The organism is Streptomyces sp. NPDC046821 (genome assembly GCF_040645335.1).
In the GTDB taxonomy this organism is placed as follows: Bacteria; Actinomycetota; Actinomycetes; order Streptomycetales; family Streptomycetaceae; genus Streptomyces.
The window spans coordinates 132,563-152,362 of sequence record NZ_JBEYYB010000004.1 but is presented as its reverse complement, the minus strand read 5'-3'; the positions used below and the strand labels follow the sequence as shown (position 1 = coordinate 152,362).

Here is a 19,800-nt window from a genome sequence, read left to right as displayed (position 1 = left end):
CTCAGCGCTCATGGAGCAGAGGCATCTCGGCCGCACCGGCCTGCGAGTGTCCCGGATCGGGCTCGGCACCCTCACATGGGGCCGTGACACCGACGAGCACGACGCCGCGGACCTGTTGAAGACGTTCTGGGAGGCGGGCGGCACGCTCGTCGACACGGCGGACGTCTACGGCGGTGGCGAGGCCGAGTACGTCCTCGGGCAGCTCATCGAGGGTCTGGTGCCGCGGCGTGACCTGGTCATCGCGACGAAGGCGGGCAGCGTGCCCGACCCCGACCGCCGGTTCGACGGCTCGCGCGGCCACCTCCTCGCCGCCCTCGACGCGTCCCTCGCCCGCCTCGGCACGGACTATGTCGACCTGTGGCAGATCCACGCCTTCGACCCGGCCACCCCGCTCGACGAGACGCTCCAGGCCCTCGACATCGCGGTGAGCAGCGGCCGCGCCCGGTACGCCGGCGTCTCCAACTTCTCCGGCTGGCAGCTCGCCAAGGCCGGCACGTGGCAACTGGCCGCGCCGGGCATACGCACCCGGCTCGCCAGTACGCAGATGGAGTACTCGCTGTTGCAGCGCGGAATCGAACGGGAGGTACTGCCCGCGGCGCTCGACCTCGGCATCGGACTGCTCCCGTCGTCGCCGCTCGGCCGCGGGGTCCTCACCGGCAAGTACCGGCACTCGACACCCAGCGACTCGCGGGGCGCGTCGGAGCACATGGCTCCGTTCGTCGCGCCGTACCTCGACGACGCGGCGACCCGCATCGTCGACGCGGTCCTGACGGCGGCGGACGGCCTCGCGGTGACGCCCCTCCAGATCGCCCTCGCCTGGGTCCGCGACCGGCCCGGGGTGGCCGCCCCCGTCATCGGCGCGCGCAACGCGCAGCAGCTCACGGCGGCGTTGTCAGTGGAGGCGCTTAGTCTTCCTGACGAGATCTGCCGGGCGCTCGACGACGTGTCGGCACCCGTGCACCGCTATCCCGATCAGGACTGGAGCACCCTGTGACCACGGAGCCCGCCCCGGAGGAGGGCCACGGCTCGGCCCCGGCCGACACCGAGGAAAACACCGGCACCCCGGACGCACCGGCCGAGGCGAGAGCCGGCGCCGGGGGCGGGGCGGGTGCGGGCGGTGCTCCTGCGGGGGGCGAGCCCCCGGCTGAGGGTGGTCCGGGGGACGACGGCCGGGCGGCCGGGGCGGGGTCCCGGGACGAGGGCGCGGGCGCGGCTGCCGGGGGCAGGGGCGTAAGCGGGTCCGCGGCCGACGCCGAGAACGTCGGCGAACCCGACGTTGGCGCCGCAGGCGAGTCCGAGGCCGGAACCGGAAGTGACGGCCGGTCCGAAGTCAGTGCAGAAAGCGAGCTCGAAGTCGATACCGAGGACATGTCCCAGGCCGGAAGCGGGCCCGAGGCAGACACAGAAGGCAAGTCCCGGCACGAGGGCGGCGCTGAGCCCGGGACCGGCACCGGAGACCACGGCTCCGCCGAGTCCGAAGCCGGAGGCGAGCCCGTAGCCGACGCCGATGCCGAACACAGCGGTGCGCCCGAGGTCGACGCGGGCGACGAGTCCCGGGCCGGCGCTGAGGGCGAGTCTGAGCCCGGCAGCGCGAGTCGTGTTGGCAGCGAACCTGGGGACGGGGGCGAGCCCGTAGCCGACGCCGACGCCCGACGCAGCGGTGCGCCCGAAGTCGACGCGGGCGATGAGTCCCGGGCCGAAGCTGAGGGCGGGGCCGAGGCCGACAGCGCGAGTCGTGACGGCAGCCAGCCCGGGGACGGGGGCGATGGCGATGGCGAGGTCGACGCCGGAGGCGAGTCCGCAGGCGGCGCCGCAAGTGAAGGCACTACTGGTGAAGCCGCCGCCGGCGGGGAGCAGTCCGAAGCCGCCGCTGAGATCGCCGCGCAGCGGGCCCTGCGGGAGAAGATTGCTGAGCGGAAGGCGGCCAAGGAAGGGCCCATCGCGGCCGGCGGGAAGTTGAGCGGGACCGCCGCTGATCTGCTCGCCGCCGTTCGGGCCGTCGAGAGCGGTGAGCGGCCCGTCGCCACGTTCAGCGAGCCCGCGCCCGCGCCCCGCAAGGTCGCCACCGAGCCCGTCCGCCGTACACCGGCCGCCGCCCCCGCCAGGCCCGCCGAGCCCGGCGCGGAAGCCGTCGACGCCGTGCGTGCCGTCCTGGCCGAGGGAGGCGCCCCCGCCGCCCTCGCCGCACCCGCCGCAGCGGTACTCGGCGAGGGCGCGGACGGAGCGCTCCGCGAGGACCCGTGGCAGCTGCTCCGCGTCGCGGGCGTGCGCCCCGAGCAGGCCGACGGATTCGCCCGCGCGCTGCTCGGCGCCGAGTGCCGCCCCGACGACGAACGCCGGGGCCGAGCCGTCACCGTATGGCTGCTCGAACAGGCCGCAGTCGCCGGGCACACCGCCCTCGACGCGCCGCTGCTCGCGGACGCGCTCGGCAAGCGTGCCGTGCCCGACCCGGACGAGGCCGTGCAGAGCGCCATCGCCGAGGGCGACGCGCTGGTCTTCCAGGACGCCCTTGAGGAGGCCCCCGGCGCAACGCCCGCCCCCGCACAGGAGGACGGCGAGGAAGTCGAGCGGCCCGTCCGCGTGCTCGTCGGTCTGGAGCGTTACGCGCTCGCCGAGGAGAGCCTCGCGGACGGCCTCGCGCGGCTGGTCAACTCGCTGTCCAAGGACGACGGTTCGCAGGCCCTCGCCGACTGGGAGCCGGCCGCGGCTGCTGCCGGCGGTTCGACCGGCGAGCTGATCAGGGCGGTCGCCGGACACGGCCTCGTCCTGCACACCGGCGCCGAGGCGGCCCGCGCCGAGCCCGCCGCCCTCGTCCAGGCCGCGGCCCGTCTCGGCCTGCGAGTCTGCGCGGCGGCGCACAGCGTCGACGGGCGCCGTCGCCTCTCCGAGTTCTTCGGCCCCAGTGCCCCGGAGGGCACGTCGGTCACCGTGGCGGGCCTGCTGTCCGGCGCCGAGGGGCCCGGCCGGGACCAGGACGGGGCGCTGGCCGTGGACCTGCTGGTGGTCCTGGACGCGCCGCAGCTGGACGTCGAGACGGCGGCCATGCTCGCCGAGTCGCTCGCGGACGGGGCGCGGCTCGTCCTCAGCGGCGACCCGGCCGTCCTGTGGTCGGCGGGCCCCGGCCGGGTCTTCGCGGACCTCCTGGCCGCCCGCGTCTGCCCGCAGATCGCCTCCCGCACCCCGGACCCCGGCCCGGTGGGCGAGCTGGTCTCCGGCATCGCCATGGGCGAGCTGACCCAGGTGGAGGCCCCCGGCAAGGAAGTCGTGATCGTTCCGGTGCGGGACGCGGCGGAGGCGATCCACCGGACCGTCCAGCTGGTGGCGGACTCGGTACCGCGCGCCATCGGCATCCCGTCGGAGCAGACGCAGGTGATCACTCCGGGGCACGGCGGCGCCGCGGGCACGCGCGCGCTGAACGCCGCCCTGAAGGAGCGCCTCAACCCGGGCCCGGGCCGCTTCGGCGGCTTCGACCCGGGCGACCGGATCGCGTACGTACCGGCGCCCGGCCGCACCGTGCCGGGCCGCGTGGTGCGGGCCGACGCGGAGGGCCTGCACCTGGACTGCGCGGGGGAACCTGTCGTCGTACCGCAGAACGCCGTGGAGCGGACCGTGCGGCACGGATGGGCGCTGACCGCGCACCAGGCGGTGGGGCTGCGCTGGCCCGCCGCGGTGGTCGTCCTGCCGGGCGACGCGACACAGGCACTGAGCCGCCCGTGGGTGTACACGGCGTTCGGACGCGGGGAGCGCCACCTCTCGGTGGTGCACGGCGCAGACGCGGCCCTGCCACACGCGGTGGCCGAGATCCCGCCCAAACCCCGCACGACCCGCCTGGGAACCCTGCTACGCGCACAGGTCCCACCAACGCAGTAGCAACCGAACAGCAGGGGCGGCGAACCGGCGAACAACCGGCCCACCGCCCCTGCCGCTCACACCACCGCCGGCCCTCACGCCGGGCCACTCGCGCCGCGAGTATCAGCGCCCGCCGCCGAAGACCCCGGTCCCCTCGGATCCCTACTGCTCACACCGCCGGCGTCAGCACCCGGCGTCAAGCCGCAGTGAAACAGCCCGCGCCGAGCCCCTGACGGACCCTCGCACGCCAGATCACACCAGCACGCCCAGCTCACGCCAACGGCAGACGCACCGCGCCATCGGCCACCGCTGGGTGCTCACCCCGCGGGGCGTCAGCGCCCAGCATCAGGCCGCACCGGAACAGCCTTCCCCCGCGACAGACCGGTCACGTGCAGCTCGGCGCGCCCCGACCGACCACGCCTTCCAGGTCACCGCCAGCCCGGAGCGCCCACGCCGAACCGGCAGACGCCCTGCGCCGTCGACCACCCCGCCGGCGTCAGCGCCCAGCGTCAAGCCGCGCCGGAACGCTCCCGTCGAAGCGATCGGACCGGCAGGCGCCCCGCACCACCGGCCCACCACCGCAAGCCGGTCGCACGATCGACGTCAGCCCCCCGCATCAAGCCGCGCCCGACCACCCGTCGCAGCGCCCCCGCCCCCACCCCCAGCCGGCCCCTCGTCCTCCAGGTCACCGTCCAGCTCGTCATCAAAGACGGCACTCATGTCGAAGCGGCACACGACCTGCTCCGGGTCGGCCTGGTCGAAGGGGGCGTCGAGCCACTCGCCCGGCTCCGCCGGCTCGTCCGAGGCGGTGACCCAGAGCGTGGAATCGCCCTCCTCCAGGCCGAACTCCTTGTGCCGGGAGGCGATTTCGTCGGGTTCGAACTCTCCGAACAGCACGCCGAGCGCGGCGTGCACGCTGCCCCCGACGGAGTCGACCGCCGCCGCGGGCCCGTCGACGATGTCGTTCTCGGCCTCCACGTCGGCGACGCGCTGGGCCTGCGCGAGCAGCCGCTGTGGCTCCACCACGGTGTAGTCGCGGCGGATCAGCACGCTCAGGGCGTTCGGTTCCTCGGGACCCGTGTACGGCGGAAGCGAGTCCTCCGCACTGGGGATCTCGAAGGGAGTGACCTCGTCGTAGCGGTCGTAGAGGAGTTCGTCGTACTCCTCGGCCGCCGCCGCGAGTTCGTTGAACGCTTCGTAGACGGCCGGATCGTCCTCACCCGACCGGCGCTCGACAGCCGCCAGGTGGCGGTCGAGCGCAGCCTTGACCGCCTCGGCGGCGGCGCGTACCTCGGCAGCGCTGGGCTGCGCAGCATCAGACATAGTGCAGACGCTATCCGTACACGGCCGGTGCCCGCACAATAGATGCGATGCCGGAATACGAATTTGTCGACGTGTACGTCCCTCGCGGGGTCTCCCGCAAGGAGGCCACACGCCTGCTGACCGACCATGCCGAGTACGGACACTGGGAGTTGGACCGCCTGAGCCTGCTGCGCGACGGGAGCCGCAGAGTGCGGCTGCGTCGGCGGATCATCCGCCAGCTGCGCGCCACATGGTGAACGAAAGCCGCGCGCCACGTGGTGAACGAAAGCCGCGCGCCACGTGGTGAACGAAAGCCGCGCGCCACGCGGTAAGCGAACGGAGCGGGCCCCGTCGTCATGGGCCCGCTCCGCTTCACACCTATCCGGTCACACCGCGTCACGCGGTGGTCACATGTATGCCCTCGCCCGGCGGTAGAGCACCGCACCGGCGAGCAGCGCGCCCGCTCCGGCCGGCAGGACGGTCCCGAGCGGCAGCGAGCTGCCGGTCTCTGCGAGCTGCTCCGAGCCCTTGGGCTGAGTGACACCCTGCGGCGCCGGGTTGTTCGGCGTAGCGGGATTGATCGGCGTGCCGGGGGTGGCCGGCGTCGTCGGCTGCTCGGGCGTGCCCGGCTGCGTAGGCGTCCCCGGGGTTTCCGGCGTACCCGGGTTCTCCGGCGTCGTGGACGGCGGGGTCTCCGGCGGAGTAGTCGTCCTGCCGCCTCCCGAATCGTTCCCGCAGTCGTTGCCCGACGCGGAGTTGAGGAGGCCGATGCCGGTGACGCTGTTGCCGCAGACGTTGACCGGTACGTCGACCGGGGCCTGCACGTGGTTGCCGGAGCCGACACCGGGCGAATCGCTCGTGCCGCCCTCGGCCTCGGCGCCGCCACTCTGGCGGCCGCCGCTCGGCTTCGACTCGTTGGCGCAGTCGTTGCCCGCCGCCGGATTGAGGAGCCCGATGACGTTCACGGTGTTGCCGCAAGCGTTGACCGGGATGTCCACCGGGAGCTGGATCGAGTTGCCCGAGGCGACGCCGGGCGATCCCGACGAACTCCCCTGAGCACCGGAATCTGCGTGCGCGTAGCCCCCGGTCACGGCGAGTACGCCGGTCGCGGCCGCCACGGTGATCAGGCCTTTACGCGTGACCTGTCGCATAGCTTTCAACCTGCCTTATGCCTTGCGTGATGCGCACGGGCATCCATACACGTGCGCGGAATGCCCAGCGGCCCCGGAGCGCATGGCGCGCACTCCGGGGCCGAAGGACTCAGACCCTCAAGGGGTGATGCACAGCAACGTCACTTGTTGACGCAGGTGTTGCCGAAGGCCGGGTTCAGCAGCCCGATCACGGACACCGTGTTGCCACAGGCGTTCACCGGGATGTGGACCGGAACCTGGATGACGTTGCCCGAGATGACACCGGGAGACTTCACGGCGGCACCCTGGGCACCGGCGTCGGCAGCGGCGAGGCCCGCACCAGCGAGCACGAGACCACCAGTGGCAGCCGCAGCAGCGACGACCTTCTTGATCATTATTCCTCCTTGTTGGCAATGCAGTCCCAGCCGCGGACTGCACCTGCTGTAACGAGGAGGGGTTAATGAGGCTACGAGCGTATGTTTCCTTTCACTCTTTCCGGCCCCCGTGCGTACACGCTGCCGAATACCGGGGTTACGCCGTTCAGGACGCGTCGATGAACCGGTCGAGTACGCGCACGCCGAACTTGAGGCCGTCGACCGGGACCCGCTCGTCGACGCCGTGGAACATGCCCGCGAAGTCCAGCTCGGGCGGCAGCTTCAGCGGAGCGAAACCGAAGCCGCGGATGCCGAGGTCGTCGAAGGACTTGGCGTCGGTGCCCGCGGAGAGCATGTACGGCACCGCGCGCGCGATCGGGTCCTCGGCCTGGAGAGCCGTCTGCATGGCGTCGACGAGCGCGCCGTCGAACGTCGTCTCCAGCGCCTTGTCCGCGTGCACGTCCTCGCGCTTCACGTTCGGGCCGAGGATGCGGTCCAGGTCGGCGAGGAACTCTTCCTCGTAGCCCGGCAGATAGCGGCCGTCGACGTGCGCGGTGGCCTGGCCGGGGATGACGTTCACCTTGTAGCCGGCGCCGAGCTGGGTCGGGTTCGCGGTGTTCTGGAGCGAGGCGCCGATCAGCTTGGCGATGCCGCCGAGCTTGGCGAGCGTCTCGTCCATGTTCTCCGGGTCGAGCTCGGTGCCGAGGGCGTCGCCGAGCTCGTCGAGGAAGTGCCGCAGCGTCTTGGTGACGCGCACGGGGAACTTGTGCCGGCCGAGGCGGCCGACGGCCTCGGACAGCTCGGTGATCGCGTTGTCCTTGTGGATCATCGATCCGTGGCCGGCGGTGCCGTCCACGGTCAGCTTCATCCAGTGCATTCCCTTCTGGGCCGTCTCGACGAGGTAGAGCCGCAGCTGCTCGTTGACGGTGAAGGAGAAGCCGCCGACCTCGCTGATCGCCTCCGTGCAGCCCTCGAAGAGGTCCGGGTGCTTGTCGACGAGGTGACGCGCGCCGTAGGTGCCGCCCGCCTCCTCGTCGGCGAGGAAGGCCAGGACGATGTCGCGCGGGGGCTTGCGGCCGCTGCGCAGCCGGTCGCGGACGACCGCGAGGGTCATCGCGTCCATGTCCTTCATGTCGACCGCGCCGCGTCCCCAGACGCACCCGTCGGCGATCTCGCCGGAGAACGGGTGGTGGGTCCAGTCCGCCGCGTTGGCCGGTACGACATCGGTGTGGCCATGGATCAGGAGCGCGGGCCGCGAGGGGTCCTCGCCCTGGATGCGGGCGACCGTGGAGGCCCGGCCCGGGTGCGACTCGAAGATCTTCGGTTCGAGCCCCACCTCGGTGAGCTTCTCCGCCACGTACTCGGCGGCCTTGCGCTCACCGGGGCCCGAGTGGTCGCCGTAGTTGCTGGTGTCGATCTGGATCAGTTCGCGACAGAGGTCGACGACCTCGTCCTCGCCCGAGACCGTCCTGCCCTTGCTCGACTCACTCACGCCTGTTCCTCCCGCTGTATCCGCTGGTGGTCCCCCTCATCCTCTCTCTCCTCGGGTCGCGGCCCAAGGGCGCGTGGGTCTCGTCATCCGCCGTTCACGGGAGACGGGTGGCGGGTTCGGGCACCCCGCCGGGCCTGGTAATGTTCTCTCTGTCGCCGCGGGGAACACCCCGCCGAGACAAACACCTGGTCCGGGTGGCGGAATGGCAGACGCGCTAGCTTGAGGTGCTAGTGCCCTTTATCGGGCGTGGGGGTTCAAGTCCCCCCTCGGACACCAGCAGGAACCCCAGTTGATCTGGGGTTCTTCTGTTTTTCCAGCAGTTCCAGTTCCGTACGCAGCACGAAGCCCCACGGCCCGTCAGAGCCGTGGGGCTTCGTCGTTGCTTCTACTTGGTCTCCACCGCGTGGCCGCCGAACTGCTTGCGCAGGGCCGCGATCATCTTCATCTGGGGCGAGTCCTCCTGGCGGGAGGCGAAGCGGGCGAAGAGGGACGCGGTGATCGCGGGGAGCGGGACCGCGTTGTCGATGGCGGCCTCGACGGTCCAGCGGCCCTCGCCCGAGTCGGCCGCGTAGCCGCGCAGCTTGTCGAGGTGCTCGTCGTCGTCCAGGGCGTTGACCGCCAGGTCGAGCAGCCAGGAGCGGATGACGGTGCCTTCCTGCCAGGAGCGGAAGACCTCGCGCACGTCGGTGACGGAGTCGACCTTCTCCAGGAGCTCCCAGCCCTCGGCGTAGGCCTGCATCATGGCGTACTCGATACCGTTGTGGACCATCTTGGAGAAGTGGCCGGCGCCTACCTTGCCCGCGTGGACATAGCCGAAGTCCCCCTCGGGCTTGAGGGCGTCGAAGATCGGCTGGACCCGGGCGATGTGCTCCTTGTCGCCGCCGACCATGAGGGCGTAGCCGTTCTCCAGGCCCCAGACGCCGCCGGAGACACCCGCGTCGACGAAGCCGATGCCCTTGGCGGCCAGCTCGGCGGCGTGCTTCTCGTCGTCCGTCCAGCGGGAGTTGCCGCCGTCCACGACGATGTCGCCGGGCGAGAGCAGGTCCGCGAGCTCGTCTATCGTCGACTGGGTGGCGGCGCCGGCCGGCACCATCACCCAGACCACGCGCGGGCCTTCGAGCTGATCGACCAGTTCGGCGAGGCTGCCGACGTCGGCGAGGTCGGGGTTGCGGTCGTAGCCGATGACGGTGTGGCCCGCGCGGCGGATGCGCTCGCGCATGTTGCCGCCCATCTTGCCGAGGCCGATCAGTCCGAGCTGTATGGCGGTCATGTCAGTTCACTTCTTCCGGAGCGTGCGGTAGGTGGCGACGAGGGCCTGGGTGGAGGCGTCGAGGCCGGGGACGTCGGCGCCTTCGGTGAGGGCGGGTTCGACGCGCTTGGCGAGGACCTTGCCGAGTTCGACGCCCCACTGGTCGAAGGAGTCGATGTTCCAGATCGCGCCCTGGACGAACACCTTGTGCTCGTAGAGGGCGATGAGCTGGCCGAGGACGGACGGGGTGAGGTTCTTCGCGAGGATGGTGGTCGTGGGGTGGTTGCCCTGGAAGGTGCGGTGGGGCACCTGCTCCTCGGGGACGCCCTCGGCGCGGACCTCGTCGGCGGTCTTGCCGAAGGCGAGGGCCTGGCCCTGCGCGAACAGGTTGGCCATCAACAGGTCGTGCTGGGCGGCCAGTTCGGGCGACAGCTCGTCGACCGGGCGGGCGAAGCCGATCAGGTCGGCGGGGATGAGCTTCGTTCCCTGGTGGATGAGCTGGTAGTACGCGTGCTGGCCGTTGGTGCCGGGGGTGCCCCAGACGACGGGGCCCGTCTGCCAGTCGACGCGGTGGCCGTCGCGGTCCACGGACTTGCCGTTGGACTCCATGTCGAGCTGCTGGAGATACGCGGTGAACTTCGACAGGTAGTGCGAGTACGGGAGCACCGCGTGCGACTGGGCGCCGTGGAAGTTGCCGTACCAGACGCCCAACAGCCCAAGGAGCAAAGGCACGTTGGACTCTGCGGGGGCCGTGCGGAAGTGTTCGTCGACGAGGTGGAAGCCGTCGAGCATCTCGCGGAAGGCGTCCGGGCCGATCGCGATCATCAGGGAGAGGCCGATGGCGGAGTCGTACGAGTAGCGGCCGCCGACCCAGTCCCAGAACTCGAACATGTTCGCCGTGTCGATGCCGAAGTCGGCGACCTTCTCGGCGTTCGTCGACAGGGCCACGAAGTGCTTGGCGACGGCGGACTTGTCGCCGAGCGATTCGAGGAGCCAGTCGCGGGCGGAGGTGGCGTTGGTGATCGTCTCGATCGTGGTGAACGTCTTCGAGGCGATGATGAAGAGCGTCTCTGCGGGATCGAGGTCGCGGACCGCCTCGTGCAGGTCGGCGCCGTCGACGTTCGACACGAAGCGCACCGTCAGCGAGCGGTCCGTGAAGGGGCGCAGCGCCTCGTACGCCATCGCCGGGCCCAGGTCAGAGCCGCCGATGCCGATGTTGACGATGTTCTTGATGCGCTTGCCGGTGTGGCCGGTCCACTCCCCCGAGCGCACGCGGTCCGCGAAGGCCGCCATCTTGTCGAGGACGGCGTGCACGTCCGGGACGACGTTCTTGCCGTCGACCTCGACGACCGCGCCGCGCGGGGCCCGCAGGGCGGTGTGCAGGACCGCGCGGCCCTCGGTCGTGTTGATGCGCTCGCCGCGGAACATCTCGTCGCGCTGCCCGAACACGTCCGTGGCGGTGGCCAGTTGACGGAGCAGGGCGAGGGTCTCGTCCGTGATCAGGTGCTTGGAGTAGTCGATGTGCAGGTCGCCGACCTTGGCGGTGTAGCGCTCGGCGCGGCCGGGGTCGGTGGCGAACAGGTCGCGCAGGTGGGCCTGGCGCTGCTCGTCCCGGTGGCTTCGCAGGGCCGTCCACTCGGGGCGGTCCGTGAGGTGCGGGGTCGTGTCAGGCATGGTGAACGCTCTCCTTGCTGCCGTCGCCACGGAGGGCTACGGCGTACATCTCGTCGGCGTCGAGGCGGCGGAGTTCTTCGGCGATCAGTTCGGCGGTGCTGCGGACCTTCAGGGCGAGGGTGCGCTGGGGCTGGCCGGGGAGGGTGAGCTGGGCGAGGGGGCCTTCGGGGCGGTCGATGCGGATCTCGCCCTGGGTGGTGCCGAGGCGGACTGCGGTGACGACCGGGCCGGCGGTGGTGACGCGCTCGACGGGGACGCCGAGGCGGACGCCCAGCCAGCGGGCGAGGAGTTCGGCGCTAGGGTTCTCGGCCTCGCTCTCGACGGCCGCCGAGGTGATCTTCTCGCGGGCCTGGTCGAGGGCGGCGGCGAGCATGGAGCGCCACGGGGTGAGGCGGGTCCAGGCGAGGTCGGTGTCGCCGGGGGCGTACGAGGCGGCGCGGGCGGCGAGTGCGTCCAGCGGGTGCTCGACGGCGTACGTGTCGGTGATGCGGCGCTGGGCGAGGGCGCCCAGGGGGTCCTTGGCCGGGATCTCGGGGGCGTCGACGGGCCACCAGACGACGACGGGGGCGTCCGGGAGCAGCAGCGGCAGGACGACGGAGTCGGCGTGCTTGCCGACCTCGCCGTACATCCGGAGGACCACGGTCTCGCCGGTGCCGGCGTCCGCGCCGACGCGGACCTCGGCGTCGAGGCGGTTGCCCTGGCGGTCGCGGGGCGAGCGGGCCTGGCGCCTGATGACGACGAGGGTGCGTGAGGGGTGCTCGCGGGAGGCTTCCTCGGCGGCCTTGAAGGAGTCGTGGGCGTTCTCCTCGTCCGTCACGATGACCATCGTGAGGACCATGCCCACGGCCGGGGTGCCGATGGCCCTGCGGCCCTGCACCAACGCCTTGTTGATCTTGCTTGCCGTCGTGTCGGTGAGGTCGATCTTCATGGCCTGCGCCAGCTCCGTCCGTCTCTTGCGAGCATCTCGTCCGCTTCCTTCGGGCCCCAGCTTCCCGAGGCGTACTGCGCCGGCCGGCCGTGGGTGTCCCAGTGCTCCTCGACCGGGTCGAGGATCTTCCAGGACTCTTCCACCTCCTCCGTCCGGGGGAAGAGGTTGGCGTCGCCGAGCAGGACGTCCAGGATGAGCCGTTCGTACGCCTCCGGGCTGGACTCGGTGAAGGACTCGCCGTAGGCGAAGTCCATCGACACGTCCCGGATCTCCATCGACGTACCCGGGACCTTCGAGCCGAAGCGTACGGTCATGCCCTCGTCGGGCTGGACGCGGATGACGATCGCGTTCTGGCCCAGCTCCTCCGTCGCCGCTCCGTCGAACGGGGAGTGGGGCGCGCGCTGGAAGACGACGGCGATCTCGGTGACGCGGCGGCCGAGGCGCTTGCCGGTGCGCAGGTAGAAGGGGACGCCGGCCCAGCGGCGGTTGTCGACCTCAAGCTTGACGGCCGCGTAGGTGTCGGTCCCGGACGACGGGTCGATGCCGTCCTCCTGGAGGTAGCCGGGGACCTTCTCGCCGCCCTGCCAGCCGGCCGCGTACTGGCCGCGGACGGTGTGCGCGGCGAGGTTGTCGGGGAGCCGGACGGACTTGAGGACCTTGAGCTTCTCGGTGAGGAGCGACTCGGCGTCGAAGGCGGCCGGTTCCTCCATGGCGGTCAGGGCCATGAGCTGGAGGAGGTGGTTCTGGATGACGTCGCGGGCGGCGCCGATGCCGTCGTAGTAGCCCGCGCGGCCGCCGATGCCGATGTCCTCGGCCATGGTGATCTGCACGTGGTCGACGTAGGAGCGGTTCCAGATCGGCTCGTACATCTGGTTGGCGAAGCGGAGGGCCAGGATGTTCTGGACGGTTTCCTTGCCGAGGTAGTGGTCGATGCGGAAGACCTGGTCGGGGGCGAAGACGTCGTGCACGATCGCGTTGAGTTCGCGGGCGCTCGCGAGGTCGTGGCCGAAGGGCTTCTCGATGACCGCGCGGCGCCACGAACCCTCGGGCGCGTCCGCGAGGCCGTGCTTCTTGAGCTGCCGCACGACCCGGGGGAAGAACTTGGGCGGTACGGACAGGTAGAAGGCGTAGTTGCCGCTGGTGCCACGCTCGGCGTCGAGTTCGTCGACGGCCTCGCGGAGCTGCTTGAACGCGGTGTCGTCGTCGAAGTCGCCGGGGATGAAGCGCATCCCCTCGGCGAGCTGCTGCCAGACCTCCTCGCGGAACGGCGTACGCGCGTGCTCGCGTACGGAGTCGTGGACGACCTGGGCGAAGTCCTGGTCCTCCCGCTCGCGGCGGGCGAAGCCGACGAGTGAGAAGCCCGGCGGGAGCAGTCCGCGGTTGGCGAGGTCGTAGACGGCGGGCATCAGCTTCTTGCGGGAGAGGTCGCCGGTGACGCCGAAGATGACGAGCCCCGAGGGACCCGCGACGCGCGGGAGGCGGCGGTCACGGGGGTCGCGGAGCGGGTTCTGCCAAGCGGTGGCGGTCACTTGGACTCGGCCCCCTGGAGGCGCGCGGTGACGGCGTCGAGCAGGTCGTTCCACGCGATCTCGAACTTGGTGACGGCCTCGTCCTCGAGCTGCTGCACGACCTCGTCGTAGGAGATGCCGAGCTTCTCGACGGCGGCGATCTCGGCGCGCGAGGCGTCGTACGTGCCGGTGACGGCGTCGCCGTGGATGTCACCGTGGTCGGCGGTGGCGAGGAGGGTGCCTTCCGGCATGGTGTTCACGGTGCCGGGCGCGACCAGCTCGTCGACGTACAGGGTGTCCTTGTACGACGGGTCCTTGACGCCGGTCGAGGCCCAGAGGGGGCGCTGCTTGTTGGCGCCGGCGGCTTCCAGACCCGTGGCTCGGGCTGAGCCGAACACCTGCTCGTAGGCCTCGTAGGCGAGGCGGGCGTTGGCGAGGGCGGCCTTGCCCTTGAGGGCGGTGGCCTCCTCGGTGCCCAGCTTGGCGAGGCGCTTGTCGATCTCGGCGTCGACGCGCGAGACGAAGAACGAGGCGACGGAGTGGATGGTGGAGAGGTCGAGGCCGCGCTCGTGAGCCTTCTCCAGGCCCGCCAGGTACGCGTCCATGACCTCGCGGTAGCGGTCCAGGGAGAAGATCAGGGTGACGTTGACGCTGATGCCGAGGCCGATGACCTCGGTGATGGCCGGGAGGCCCGCCTCGGTCGCCGGGATCTTGATCATGACGTTCGGGCGGTCGACCAGCCAGGCGAGCTGCTTGGCCTCGGCGATCGTGGCGGCCGTGTCGTGGGCGAGGCGCGGGTCGACCTCGATGGAGACGCGGCCGTCACGCCCGTCGGTCGAGTCGTAGACGGGGCGCAGGATGTCGGCGGCGGCACGGACGTCGGCCGTGGTCATCATGCGGACGGCCTCGTCGACGGTGACCTTGCGGGTGGCGAGGTCGGCGAGCTGCTCCTCGTAACCCTCGCCGGAGCCGATGGCCGCCTGGAAGATCGAGGGGTTCGTCGTGACGCCGACGACGTGGCTCTTCTCGATGAGTCCGGCGAGGTTGCCGGAGGTGATGCGCTTGCGGGACAGGTCGTCCAGCCAGATGGAAACGCCTTCGTCGGAGAGGGACTTGAGGGGCGACGGGGAGGTGGCGTTGCTCATGGTCTTCTTCAGCTTCTTTCGGCGTACGGAGTGTTCTTGAGGCTTACGGGCTGCTCAGGCGCGGGCCGCGGTGAGGGATTCGCGGGCCTTCGCTGCGATGTTCTCGGCGGTGAAGCCGAACTCGGCGAAGAGCGTGGCGGCGTCGGCGGAGGCGCCGAAGTGCTCCAGGGAGACGATGCGGCCGGCGTCGCCGACGTAGCGGTACCAGGTCAGGCCGATGCCGGCCTCGACGGCGACGCGTGCCTTGACGGACGGCGGCAGGACGCTGTCCTTGTAGTCCTGCGGCTGCTCCTCGAACCACTCGACGGACGGCATCGACACGACCCGCGTTCCGATCCCCTCGGCCTCCAGGAGTTCGCGGGCCTCTACGGCGAGGTGCACCTCGGAGCCGGTCGCGATGAGGACGAGTTCGGGGGTGTCGGTGGACGCCTCGCGCAGGACGTAACCGCCCTTCGCCGCCTGCTCGTTGGCCTCGTACGTGGGCACGCCCTGGCGGGTGAGCGCGAGGCCGTGCGGGGCGGGCTGGTCGGAGCCGCGGCGCAGGATCTCGCGCCAGGCGATCGCGGTCTCGTTGGCGTCGGCCGGGCGGACGATGTTGAGGCCCGGGATGGCGCGCAGTGACGCGAGGTGCTCGACGGGCTGGTGCGTGGGGCCGTCCTCGCCGAGGCCGATCGAGTCGTGGGTCCAGACGTACGTGACCGGCAGCTGCATGAGCGCGGAGAGGCGGACGGCGTTGCGCATGTAGTCCGAGAAGACGAGGAACGTGCCGCCGTAGATCCGGGTGTTGCCGTGCAGCGCGATGCCGTTCATCTCGGCGGCCATCGAGTGCTCGCGGATACCGAAGTGGATCGTGCGGCCGTAGGGGTCGGCCTCCGGCAGCGGGTTGCCCTTGGGGAGGAACGAACTGGCCTTGTCGATGGTCGTGTTGTTCGATCCGGCGAGGTCGGCGGAGCCGCCCCACAGCTCGGGGACGACCGGGCCGAGTGCCTGGAGGACCTTGCCGGAGGCGGCGCGCGTGGCCACCTTCGTGCCTGCCTCGAAGGTGGGGAGTGCCTGCTCCCAGCCCTCGGGGAGGCGGCCGGCGAGGACGCGGTCGAGGAGGGCGGAGCGCTCGGGCTCGGCCGTGCGCCATTCGCCCAGACGCTTGTCCCACTCGGTGTGCGCGTCGGCGCCCCGGTCCAGGGCCGTTCGGGTGTGGGCGAGGACGTCGGCGGCGACGTCGAAGGTCTTCTCCGGGTCGAAGCCGAGGACGCGCTTGGTGGCGGCGATCTCGTCGGCGCCGAGGGCGGAGCCGTGGGAGCCCTCGGTGTTCCGCGCGTTCGGGGCGGGCCAGGCGATGATCGTGCGCATCGCGATGATGGACGGGCGCTCCGTCTCGGCCTTCGCCGTGGTCAGGGCCTCGTACAGGGCGTGTACGTCGGTGTCGCCGTCGGGCTTGGGCTCGATGCGCTGGACGTGCCAGCCGTAGGCCTCGTACCGCTTGAGGACGTCCTCGGAGAAGGCGGTGGCGGTGTCGCCCTCGATGGAGATGTGGTTGTCGTCGTAGACGAAGACGAGGTTGCCGAGCTTCTGGTGGCCGGCGAGGGAGGAGGCCTCGGCGGAGATGCCCTCCTCCAGGTCGCCGTCGGAGACGATCGCCCAGATGGTGTGGTCGAAGGGGCTCTCGCCCTCGGGGGCCTCGGGGTCGAACAGGCCGCGCTCGTAGCGGGCGGCCATCGCCATGCCGACGGCGTTGGCGACGCCCTGGCCGAGCGGCCCGGTCGTCGTCTCGACGCCCGCGGTGTGGCCGTACTCGGGGTGGCCGGGGGTCTTCGAGCCGTGGGTGCGGAAGGCCTTGAGGTCGTCGAGCTCCAGCTCGTAGCCGGAGAGGAAGAGCTGGGTGTAGAGGGTCAGGCTGGTGTGGCCCGGGGACAGGACGAAACGGTCGCGGCCGGTCCACTCCGGGTCGGCGGGGTCGTGCCGCATCACCTTCTGAAAGAGCGTGTACGCGGCGGGGGCCAGGCTCATCGCGGTGCCCGGGTGACCGTTGCCCACCTGCTGCACGGCGTCGGCCGCGAGCAGCCGCGCGGTGTCGACGGCGCGCCGGTCGAGGTCGGTCCACTCGAAGGTTCCGTGGGAGTGCGTGCTCATGTCGATCAGCCCTTCGCGTTGCTCGTCTGCCCGTCGGCGTTCACCCTTCGTCAGCCCTAAGTCCTGAAGACTGCGGGCCGAGAACATCAGGCCGAACGTTCACCAAATTAAAGGTCATACTTAATCGCGGCCAGGTGCGGCTGCGCCAGCATTCGGTGAAAGTGGGACACGCGCGCTCAGACGGCACGCGCGCTCGGGGTGCGCACGTGTTGGGGGCGATCGGGTGCACCCGCGCTCGGGGCGAGAGGGACAGCGAGGGGACGACGAAGGGGACATGGCGGACGACCGGCACACGACCGAGCCCATCCGGACCTATCCGTTCGACCCGCGCGCCAGCGTCTCGGGCGTCGGCATCCAGGTCGGCCCGATGGGAGCCGAGGGGCCCTGGCGCGACATCGGCACGACCCGCCGCGTGCACCGCATCGAGTTCCACGTGCTGCTGTTCTTCCGCGAGGGCCCGGTCCGGCACATGGTCGACTTCACCGAGTACGAGATGCGGGCGGGCGAGATTCTGTGGATCAGGCCGGGGCAGGTGCACCGGTTCTCCCGCACGGACCCGTACGTGGGCACGGCGCTGTCCATGCAGCCCGGGTTCCTGCCCCGCGCCACGGTGGAGGCGACCGGCCTCTACCGCTACGACCAGCCTCCCCAACTCCGGCCCGGCGCAGCACAGTTGGATGCCCTGGAAGCCTCCCTCGCCCAGCTCCAGCGCGAGTACCTCGACACGACGACGCTGCCGCTGAGCCTGCACACGACCGTGCTGCGGCACTCGCTCACGGCGCTGCTGCTGCGCGTCGCGCACGTCGCCGCGACCTCGGCCGACAGCGGGAGCGCGGTGCCTCTGGCCGGGACGACGTTCACGCGGTTCCGGGACGCCGTCGAACAGGGCTTCCCCACGAACCACAGCGTGAGCGCGTACGCGGACGGGCTCGGGTACTCGCGGCGCACCCTCGTCCGGGCCGTGCGGGCGGCGACCGGCCAGACGCCGAAGGGCTTCATCGACCGGCGCGTGATCCTGGAGGCCAAGCGGCTGCTCGCGCACACCGAACTGCCGGTCGGGCGGATCGGCGTGGCGGTGGGCTTCCCCGACTCGGCGAACTTCTCGAAGTTCTTCGTGCAGCACACGGGGGTGACGCCGGCGGCGTTCAGGGCGGATCAGGCGTAGCGGCGACGCCGGGCCCAACGTGGGTGGGTGAGCGCGGGCTGGTTGAATCATCCGCATGTCACGCCGCCCCGCCGCCCCCGCCACCTGCCCCTGCGGGCTCCCCGCCACGTACGACGCCTGCTGCGGCCGCTATCACTCCGGTTCGGCGAACGCCCCGACCGCCGAGGCCCTGATGCGCTCCCGCTACTGCGCCTTCGTCCGCAAGGACGCGGCGTACCTGCTGCGGACGTGGCACTCGGCGACCCGGCCGCCGGTCATCACCTTCGACGACGGGATGCGCTGGACCGGCCTGGAGATCCTGGAGACGACCGAGGGGTCCGCCTTCCACTCCACCGGCACCGTGACGTTCCGGGCCCGCTACACCGACGGCGGACACCCCGGCTCACTGCACGAGCGCAGCCGCTTCACGCGCGTCGACGGCGCCTGGGTGTACGTGGACGGCGACTTCATCGAGTAAGCCCCCCGGCATGGGGGCAGTTCAGGGCGCGAGGATGTCCAGCTCGTCGAGCGCGCCCATCGCGATCTCGCGCGTGAGTTCCTCCGCGCGGGCCGCGTCCCGCTCGCGGACGGCCTCGGCCACACTCACGTGCAGGGACACGGCCGCCGGGTCCGGGTCCTCGAACATGACCTGATGGTGCGTACGGCCCGCGAGGACCTCGGCGACCACGTCGCCGAGCCGGGCGAACATCTCGTTGCCCGACGCGTTCAGGACGACCCGGTGGAACTCGATGTCGTGGACGAGGTACGCCTCCAGCTGCTGGCCGCGTGACGTGGCGACCATGCCGAGCGCGCACTCGGTGAGCGCCGCGCACTGCTCGGCCGTGGCGTTCCTCGCGGCGAGTCCGGCGGCGACCGGCTCGACGGCGGACCGCAGCACGGTCAGGGAGCGCAGCTGGCGCGGCCGGTCGGCGCCGGCCAGGCGCCAGCGGATGACCTGCGGGTCGTAGACGTTCCACTCCTGCGCGGGCCGTACGGTCACGCCGACCCGGCGCCGGGACTCCACGAGGTGCATCGACTCCAGGACCCGTACGGCCTCGCGCATGACGGAGCGCGAGACCTCGTAGCGCTGGGCCAGCTCGTCGGTGCGCAGCACGCTGCCCGAAGGGAACTCCCCCGCGGTGATGGCGAGGCCGAGGTTCTCCAGTACGTGGGCGTGGAGCCCCCGGCCCTGTGTGGTCATGGCGTCAGCCTACGAGCCGGACCGACGGAATAAAAAGTCAGACTTTTGCGTCACACTATCTTGAATTTGTCCGACCATTTAGGTTTCAGTGGCGTGACACAGCGATGTCGACGAAGACAGCGAGGACGCGATGAACGCACGACGGACCCCCCACGTCGTCGTAGTCATGGGCGTGGCAGGGACCGGCAAGACCACGATCGGCCCCCTGCTCGCGGACCGGCTCGGCGTCCCGTACGCCGAGGGCGACGACTTCCACCCGGCGGCGAACATCGCCAAGATGTCCGCCGGCACGCCCCTCACCGACGACGACCGGTGGCCGTGGCTCGACGCCATCGGCGCGTGGGCGCACGGGCGGGCGGGGCTCGGCGGTGTCGTGAGCAGCTCCGCGCTGAAGCGGAGTTATCGCGACCGGCTCAGGGCCGAGGCCCCGGGAGTCGTGTTCGTCCACCTCACCGGTTCACGCGAGCTCATCGAGGACCGGATGTCGCACCGCCAGGGCCACTTCATGCCCACGGCCCTGCTCGACTCGCAGTTCGCCACGCTCCAGCCGCTCGCGGCGGACGAGGCGGGCGTCGCCGTCGATGTGTCGGGCAGCCCCGAGGAGATCACGGAGCGGGCCGTCCAGGCCCTCGCCGGCCTCGACCGGTAGCTCAGCCGGCAACCCCCAGAAGTAC

The 19,800-nt window shown here is 71.3% G+C and carries 17 protein-coding genes and 1 tRNA gene; 7 read left to right on the top strand and 11 right to left on the bottom strand.

Annotated features, from left to right (window positions below):
- Positions 1-10: 10 nt before the first annotated feature.
- On the top strand, positions 11-994 hold the full coding sequence (locus tag ABZ893_RS09420) for an aldo/keto reductase (RefSeq protein ID WP_361399377.1): 984 nt from the start codon (positions 11-13) through the stop codon (positions 992-994).
- Between the two features lie 374 nt (positions 995-1,368).
- Positions 1,369-3,870, top strand: a complete 2,502-nt coding sequence (locus ABZ893_RS09415) for a helix-hairpin-helix domain-containing protein (protein WP_361399374.1) — start codon at positions 1,369-1,371, stop codon at positions 3,868-3,870.
- Between the two features lie 582 nt (positions 3,871-4,452).
- Here the strand turns inward: ABZ893_RS09415 and ABZ893_RS09410 are convergent.
- Positions 4,453-5,172, bottom strand: coding sequence for a hypothetical protein (locus ABZ893_RS09410; protein ID WP_361399371.1), 720 nt, complete (start codon positions 5,170-5,172; stop codon positions 4,453-4,455).
- A gap of 47 nt (positions 5,173-5,219) precedes the next feature.
- Between ABZ893_RS09410 and ABZ893_RS09405 the strand changes: the two genes are divergently transcribed.
- The gene (locus ABZ893_RS09405) at positions 5,220-5,408 is read left to right on the top strand and encodes a DUF5703 family protein (RefSeq protein WP_189217267.1); all 189 of its coding nucleotides are present in this window, start codon (positions 5,220-5,222) and stop codon (positions 5,406-5,408) included.
- Positions 5,409-5,558: 150 nt separating this feature from the next.
- On the opposite strand, the gene ABZ893_RS09400 is transcribed toward ABZ893_RS09405, so the two are convergent.
- The 3 genes from ABZ893_RS09400 to ABZ893_RS09390 form a co-directional block, all read right to left on the bottom strand.
- Complete coding sequence (locus ABZ893_RS09400) at positions 5,559-6,302, bottom strand: chaplin (protein ID WP_361399369.1); 744 nt, start codon at positions 6,300-6,302, stop codon at positions 5,559-5,561.
- 140 nt (positions 6,303-6,442) lie between these two features.
- Positions 6,443-6,676: a chaplin gene (locus tag ABZ893_RS09395; protein WP_361399366.1), complete on the bottom strand. Its 234-nt coding sequence runs from the start codon at positions 6,674-6,676 to the stop codon at positions 6,443-6,445.
- A 145-nt stretch (positions 6,677-6,821) separates the two neighbouring features.
- The gene (locus ABZ893_RS09390; RefSeq protein ID WP_361399363.1) at positions 6,822-8,147 is read right to left on the bottom strand and encodes a M20/M25/M40 family metallo-hydrolase; all 1,326 of its coding nucleotides are present in this window, start codon (positions 8,145-8,147) and stop codon (positions 6,822-6,824) included.
- Between the two features lie 188 nt (positions 8,148-8,335).
- Here ABZ893_RS09390 and ABZ893_RS09385 point away from each other — a divergent pair.
- Positions 8,336-8,423 (top strand) — tRNA-Leu (locus ABZ893_RS09385).
- A gap of 109 nt (positions 8,424-8,532) precedes the next feature.
- On the opposite strand, the gene gnd is transcribed toward ABZ893_RS09385, so the two are convergent.
- The 6 genes from gnd to tkt are packed head-to-tail and all read right to left on the bottom strand — an operon-like array spanning position 8,533 to position 16,781.
- Positions 8,533-9,408 carry a phosphogluconate dehydrogenase (NAD(+)-dependent, decarboxylating) gene (gnd, locus tag ABZ893_RS09380; RefSeq protein ID WP_361400180.1) on the bottom strand — a complete coding sequence of 292 codons (876 nt, stop codon included), beginning with the start codon at positions 9,406-9,408 and terminating at the stop codon, positions 8,533-8,535.
- A gap of 15 nt (positions 9,409-9,423) precedes the next feature.
- Complete coding sequence (gene pgi / locus ABZ893_RS09375; RefSeq protein ID WP_361399360.1) at positions 9,424-11,070, bottom strand: glucose-6-phosphate isomerase; 1,647 nt, start codon at positions 11,068-11,070, stop codon at positions 9,424-9,426.
- The gene (opcA, locus tag ABZ893_RS09370; RefSeq protein ID WP_361399357.1) at positions 11,063-11,998 is read right to left on the bottom strand and encodes a glucose-6-phosphate dehydrogenase assembly protein OpcA; all 936 of its coding nucleotides are present in this window, start codon (positions 11,996-11,998) and stop codon (positions 11,063-11,065) included. The genes pgi and opcA overlap by 8 nt, the downstream gene beginning before the upstream one ends.
- On the bottom strand, positions 11,995-13,527 hold the full coding sequence (zwf, locus tag ABZ893_RS09365; protein WP_361399354.1) for a glucose-6-phosphate dehydrogenase: 1,533 nt from the start codon (positions 13,525-13,527) through the stop codon (positions 11,995-11,997). The genes opcA and zwf overlap by 4 nt, the downstream gene beginning before the upstream one ends.
- On the bottom strand, positions 13,524-14,651 hold the full coding sequence (tal, locus tag ABZ893_RS09360; RefSeq protein WP_361399351.1) for a transaldolase: 1,128 nt from the start codon (positions 14,649-14,651) through the stop codon (positions 13,524-13,526). The genes zwf and tal overlap by 4 nt, the downstream gene beginning before the upstream one ends.
- 54 nt (positions 14,652-14,705) lie before the next feature.
- Positions 14,706-16,781, bottom strand: coding sequence for a transketolase (gene tkt, locus ABZ893_RS09355; protein ID WP_361399348.1), 2,076 nt, complete (start codon positions 16,779-16,781; stop codon positions 14,706-14,708).
- A gap of 274 nt (positions 16,782-17,055) precedes the next feature.
- Here tkt and ABZ893_RS09350 point away from each other — a divergent pair, with 274 nt between their 5' ends.
- Positions 17,056-17,946: an AraC family transcriptional regulator gene (locus tag ABZ893_RS09350; protein WP_361399345.1), complete on the top strand. Its 891-nt coding sequence runs from the start codon at positions 17,056-17,058 to the stop codon at positions 17,944-17,946.
- Between the two features lie 55 nt (positions 17,947-18,001).
- The gene (locus ABZ893_RS09345; protein WP_361399342.1) at positions 18,002-18,403 is read left to right on the top strand and encodes a YchJ family protein; all 402 of its coding nucleotides are present in this window, start codon (positions 18,002-18,004) and stop codon (positions 18,401-18,403) included.
- Positions 18,404-18,424: 21 nt separating this feature from the next.
- On the opposite strand, the gene ABZ893_RS09340 is transcribed toward ABZ893_RS09345, so the two are convergent.
- Entirely contained in the window at positions 18,425-19,126 is a 702-nt protein-coding gene (locus ABZ893_RS09340; RefSeq protein ID WP_361399340.1) for an FCD domain-containing protein, read from the bottom strand.
- A 130-nt stretch (positions 19,127-19,256) separates the two neighbouring features.
- Between ABZ893_RS09340 and ABZ893_RS09335 the strand changes: the two genes are divergently transcribed.
- A complete protein-coding gene (locus ABZ893_RS09335; RefSeq protein WP_361399337.1) occupies positions 19,257-19,775 on the top strand; it encodes a gluconokinase in 519 nt (172 codons plus the stop codon).
- Positions 19,776-19,800: the final 25 nt, after the last annotated feature.

What these genes read in the sequence shown, in the direction of transcription:
- ABZ893_RS09420 (WP_361399377.1), top strand. Translation starts at nt 11, where the DNA reads ATGGAGCAGAGGCATCTCGGCCGCACCGGCCTGCGAGTGTCCCGGATC.
- ABZ893_RS09415 (WP_361399374.1), top strand. Translation starts at nt 1,369, where the DNA reads ATGTCCCAGGCCGGAAGCGGGCCCGAGGCAGACACAGAAGGCAAGTCC.
- ABZ893_RS09410 (WP_361399371.1), bottom strand. Translation starts at nt 5,172, where the DNA reads ATGTCTGATGCTGCGCAGCCCAGCGCTGCCGAGGTACGCGCCGCCGCC.
- ABZ893_RS09405 (WP_189217267.1), top strand. Translation starts at nt 5,220, where the DNA reads ATGCCGGAATACGAATTTGTCGACGTGTACGTCCCTCGCGGGGTCTCC.
- ABZ893_RS09400 (WP_361399369.1), bottom strand. Translation starts at nt 6,302, where the DNA reads ATGCGACAGGTCACGCGTAAAGGCCTGATCACCGTGGCGGCCGCGACC.
- ABZ893_RS09395 (WP_361399366.1), bottom strand. Translation starts at nt 6,676, where the DNA reads ATGATCAAGAAGGTCGTCGCTGCTGCGGCTGCCACTGGTGGTCTCGTG.
- pgi (WP_361399360.1), bottom strand. Translation starts at nt 11,070, where the DNA reads ATGCCTGACACGACCCCGCACCTCACGGACCGCCCCGAGTGGACGGCC.
- opcA (WP_361399357.1), bottom strand. Translation starts at nt 11,998, where the DNA reads ATGAAGATCGACCTCACCGACACGACGGCAAGCAAGATCAACAAGGCG.
- tal (WP_361399351.1), bottom strand. Translation starts at nt 14,651, where the DNA reads ATGAGCAACGCCACCTCCCCGTCGCCCCTCAAGTCCCTCTCCGACGAA.
- tkt (WP_361399348.1), bottom strand. Translation starts at nt 16,781, where the DNA reads ATGAGCACGCACTCCCACGGAACCTTCGAGTGGACCGACCTCGACCGG.
- ABZ893_RS09350 (WP_361399345.1), top strand. Translation starts at nt 17,056, where the DNA reads ATGGCGGACGACCGGCACACGACCGAGCCCATCCGGACCTATCCGTTC.
- ABZ893_RS09345 (WP_361399342.1), top strand. Translation starts at nt 18,002, where the DNA reads ATGTCACGCCGCCCCGCCGCCCCCGCCACCTGCCCCTGCGGGCTCCCC.
- ABZ893_RS09340 (WP_361399340.1), bottom strand. Translation starts at nt 19,126, where the DNA reads ATGACCACACAGGGCCGGGGGCTCCACGCCCACGTACTGGAGAACCTC.
- ABZ893_RS09335 (WP_361399337.1), top strand. Translation starts at nt 19,257, where the DNA reads ATGAACGCACGACGGACCCCCCACGTCGTCGTAGTCATGGGCGTGGCA.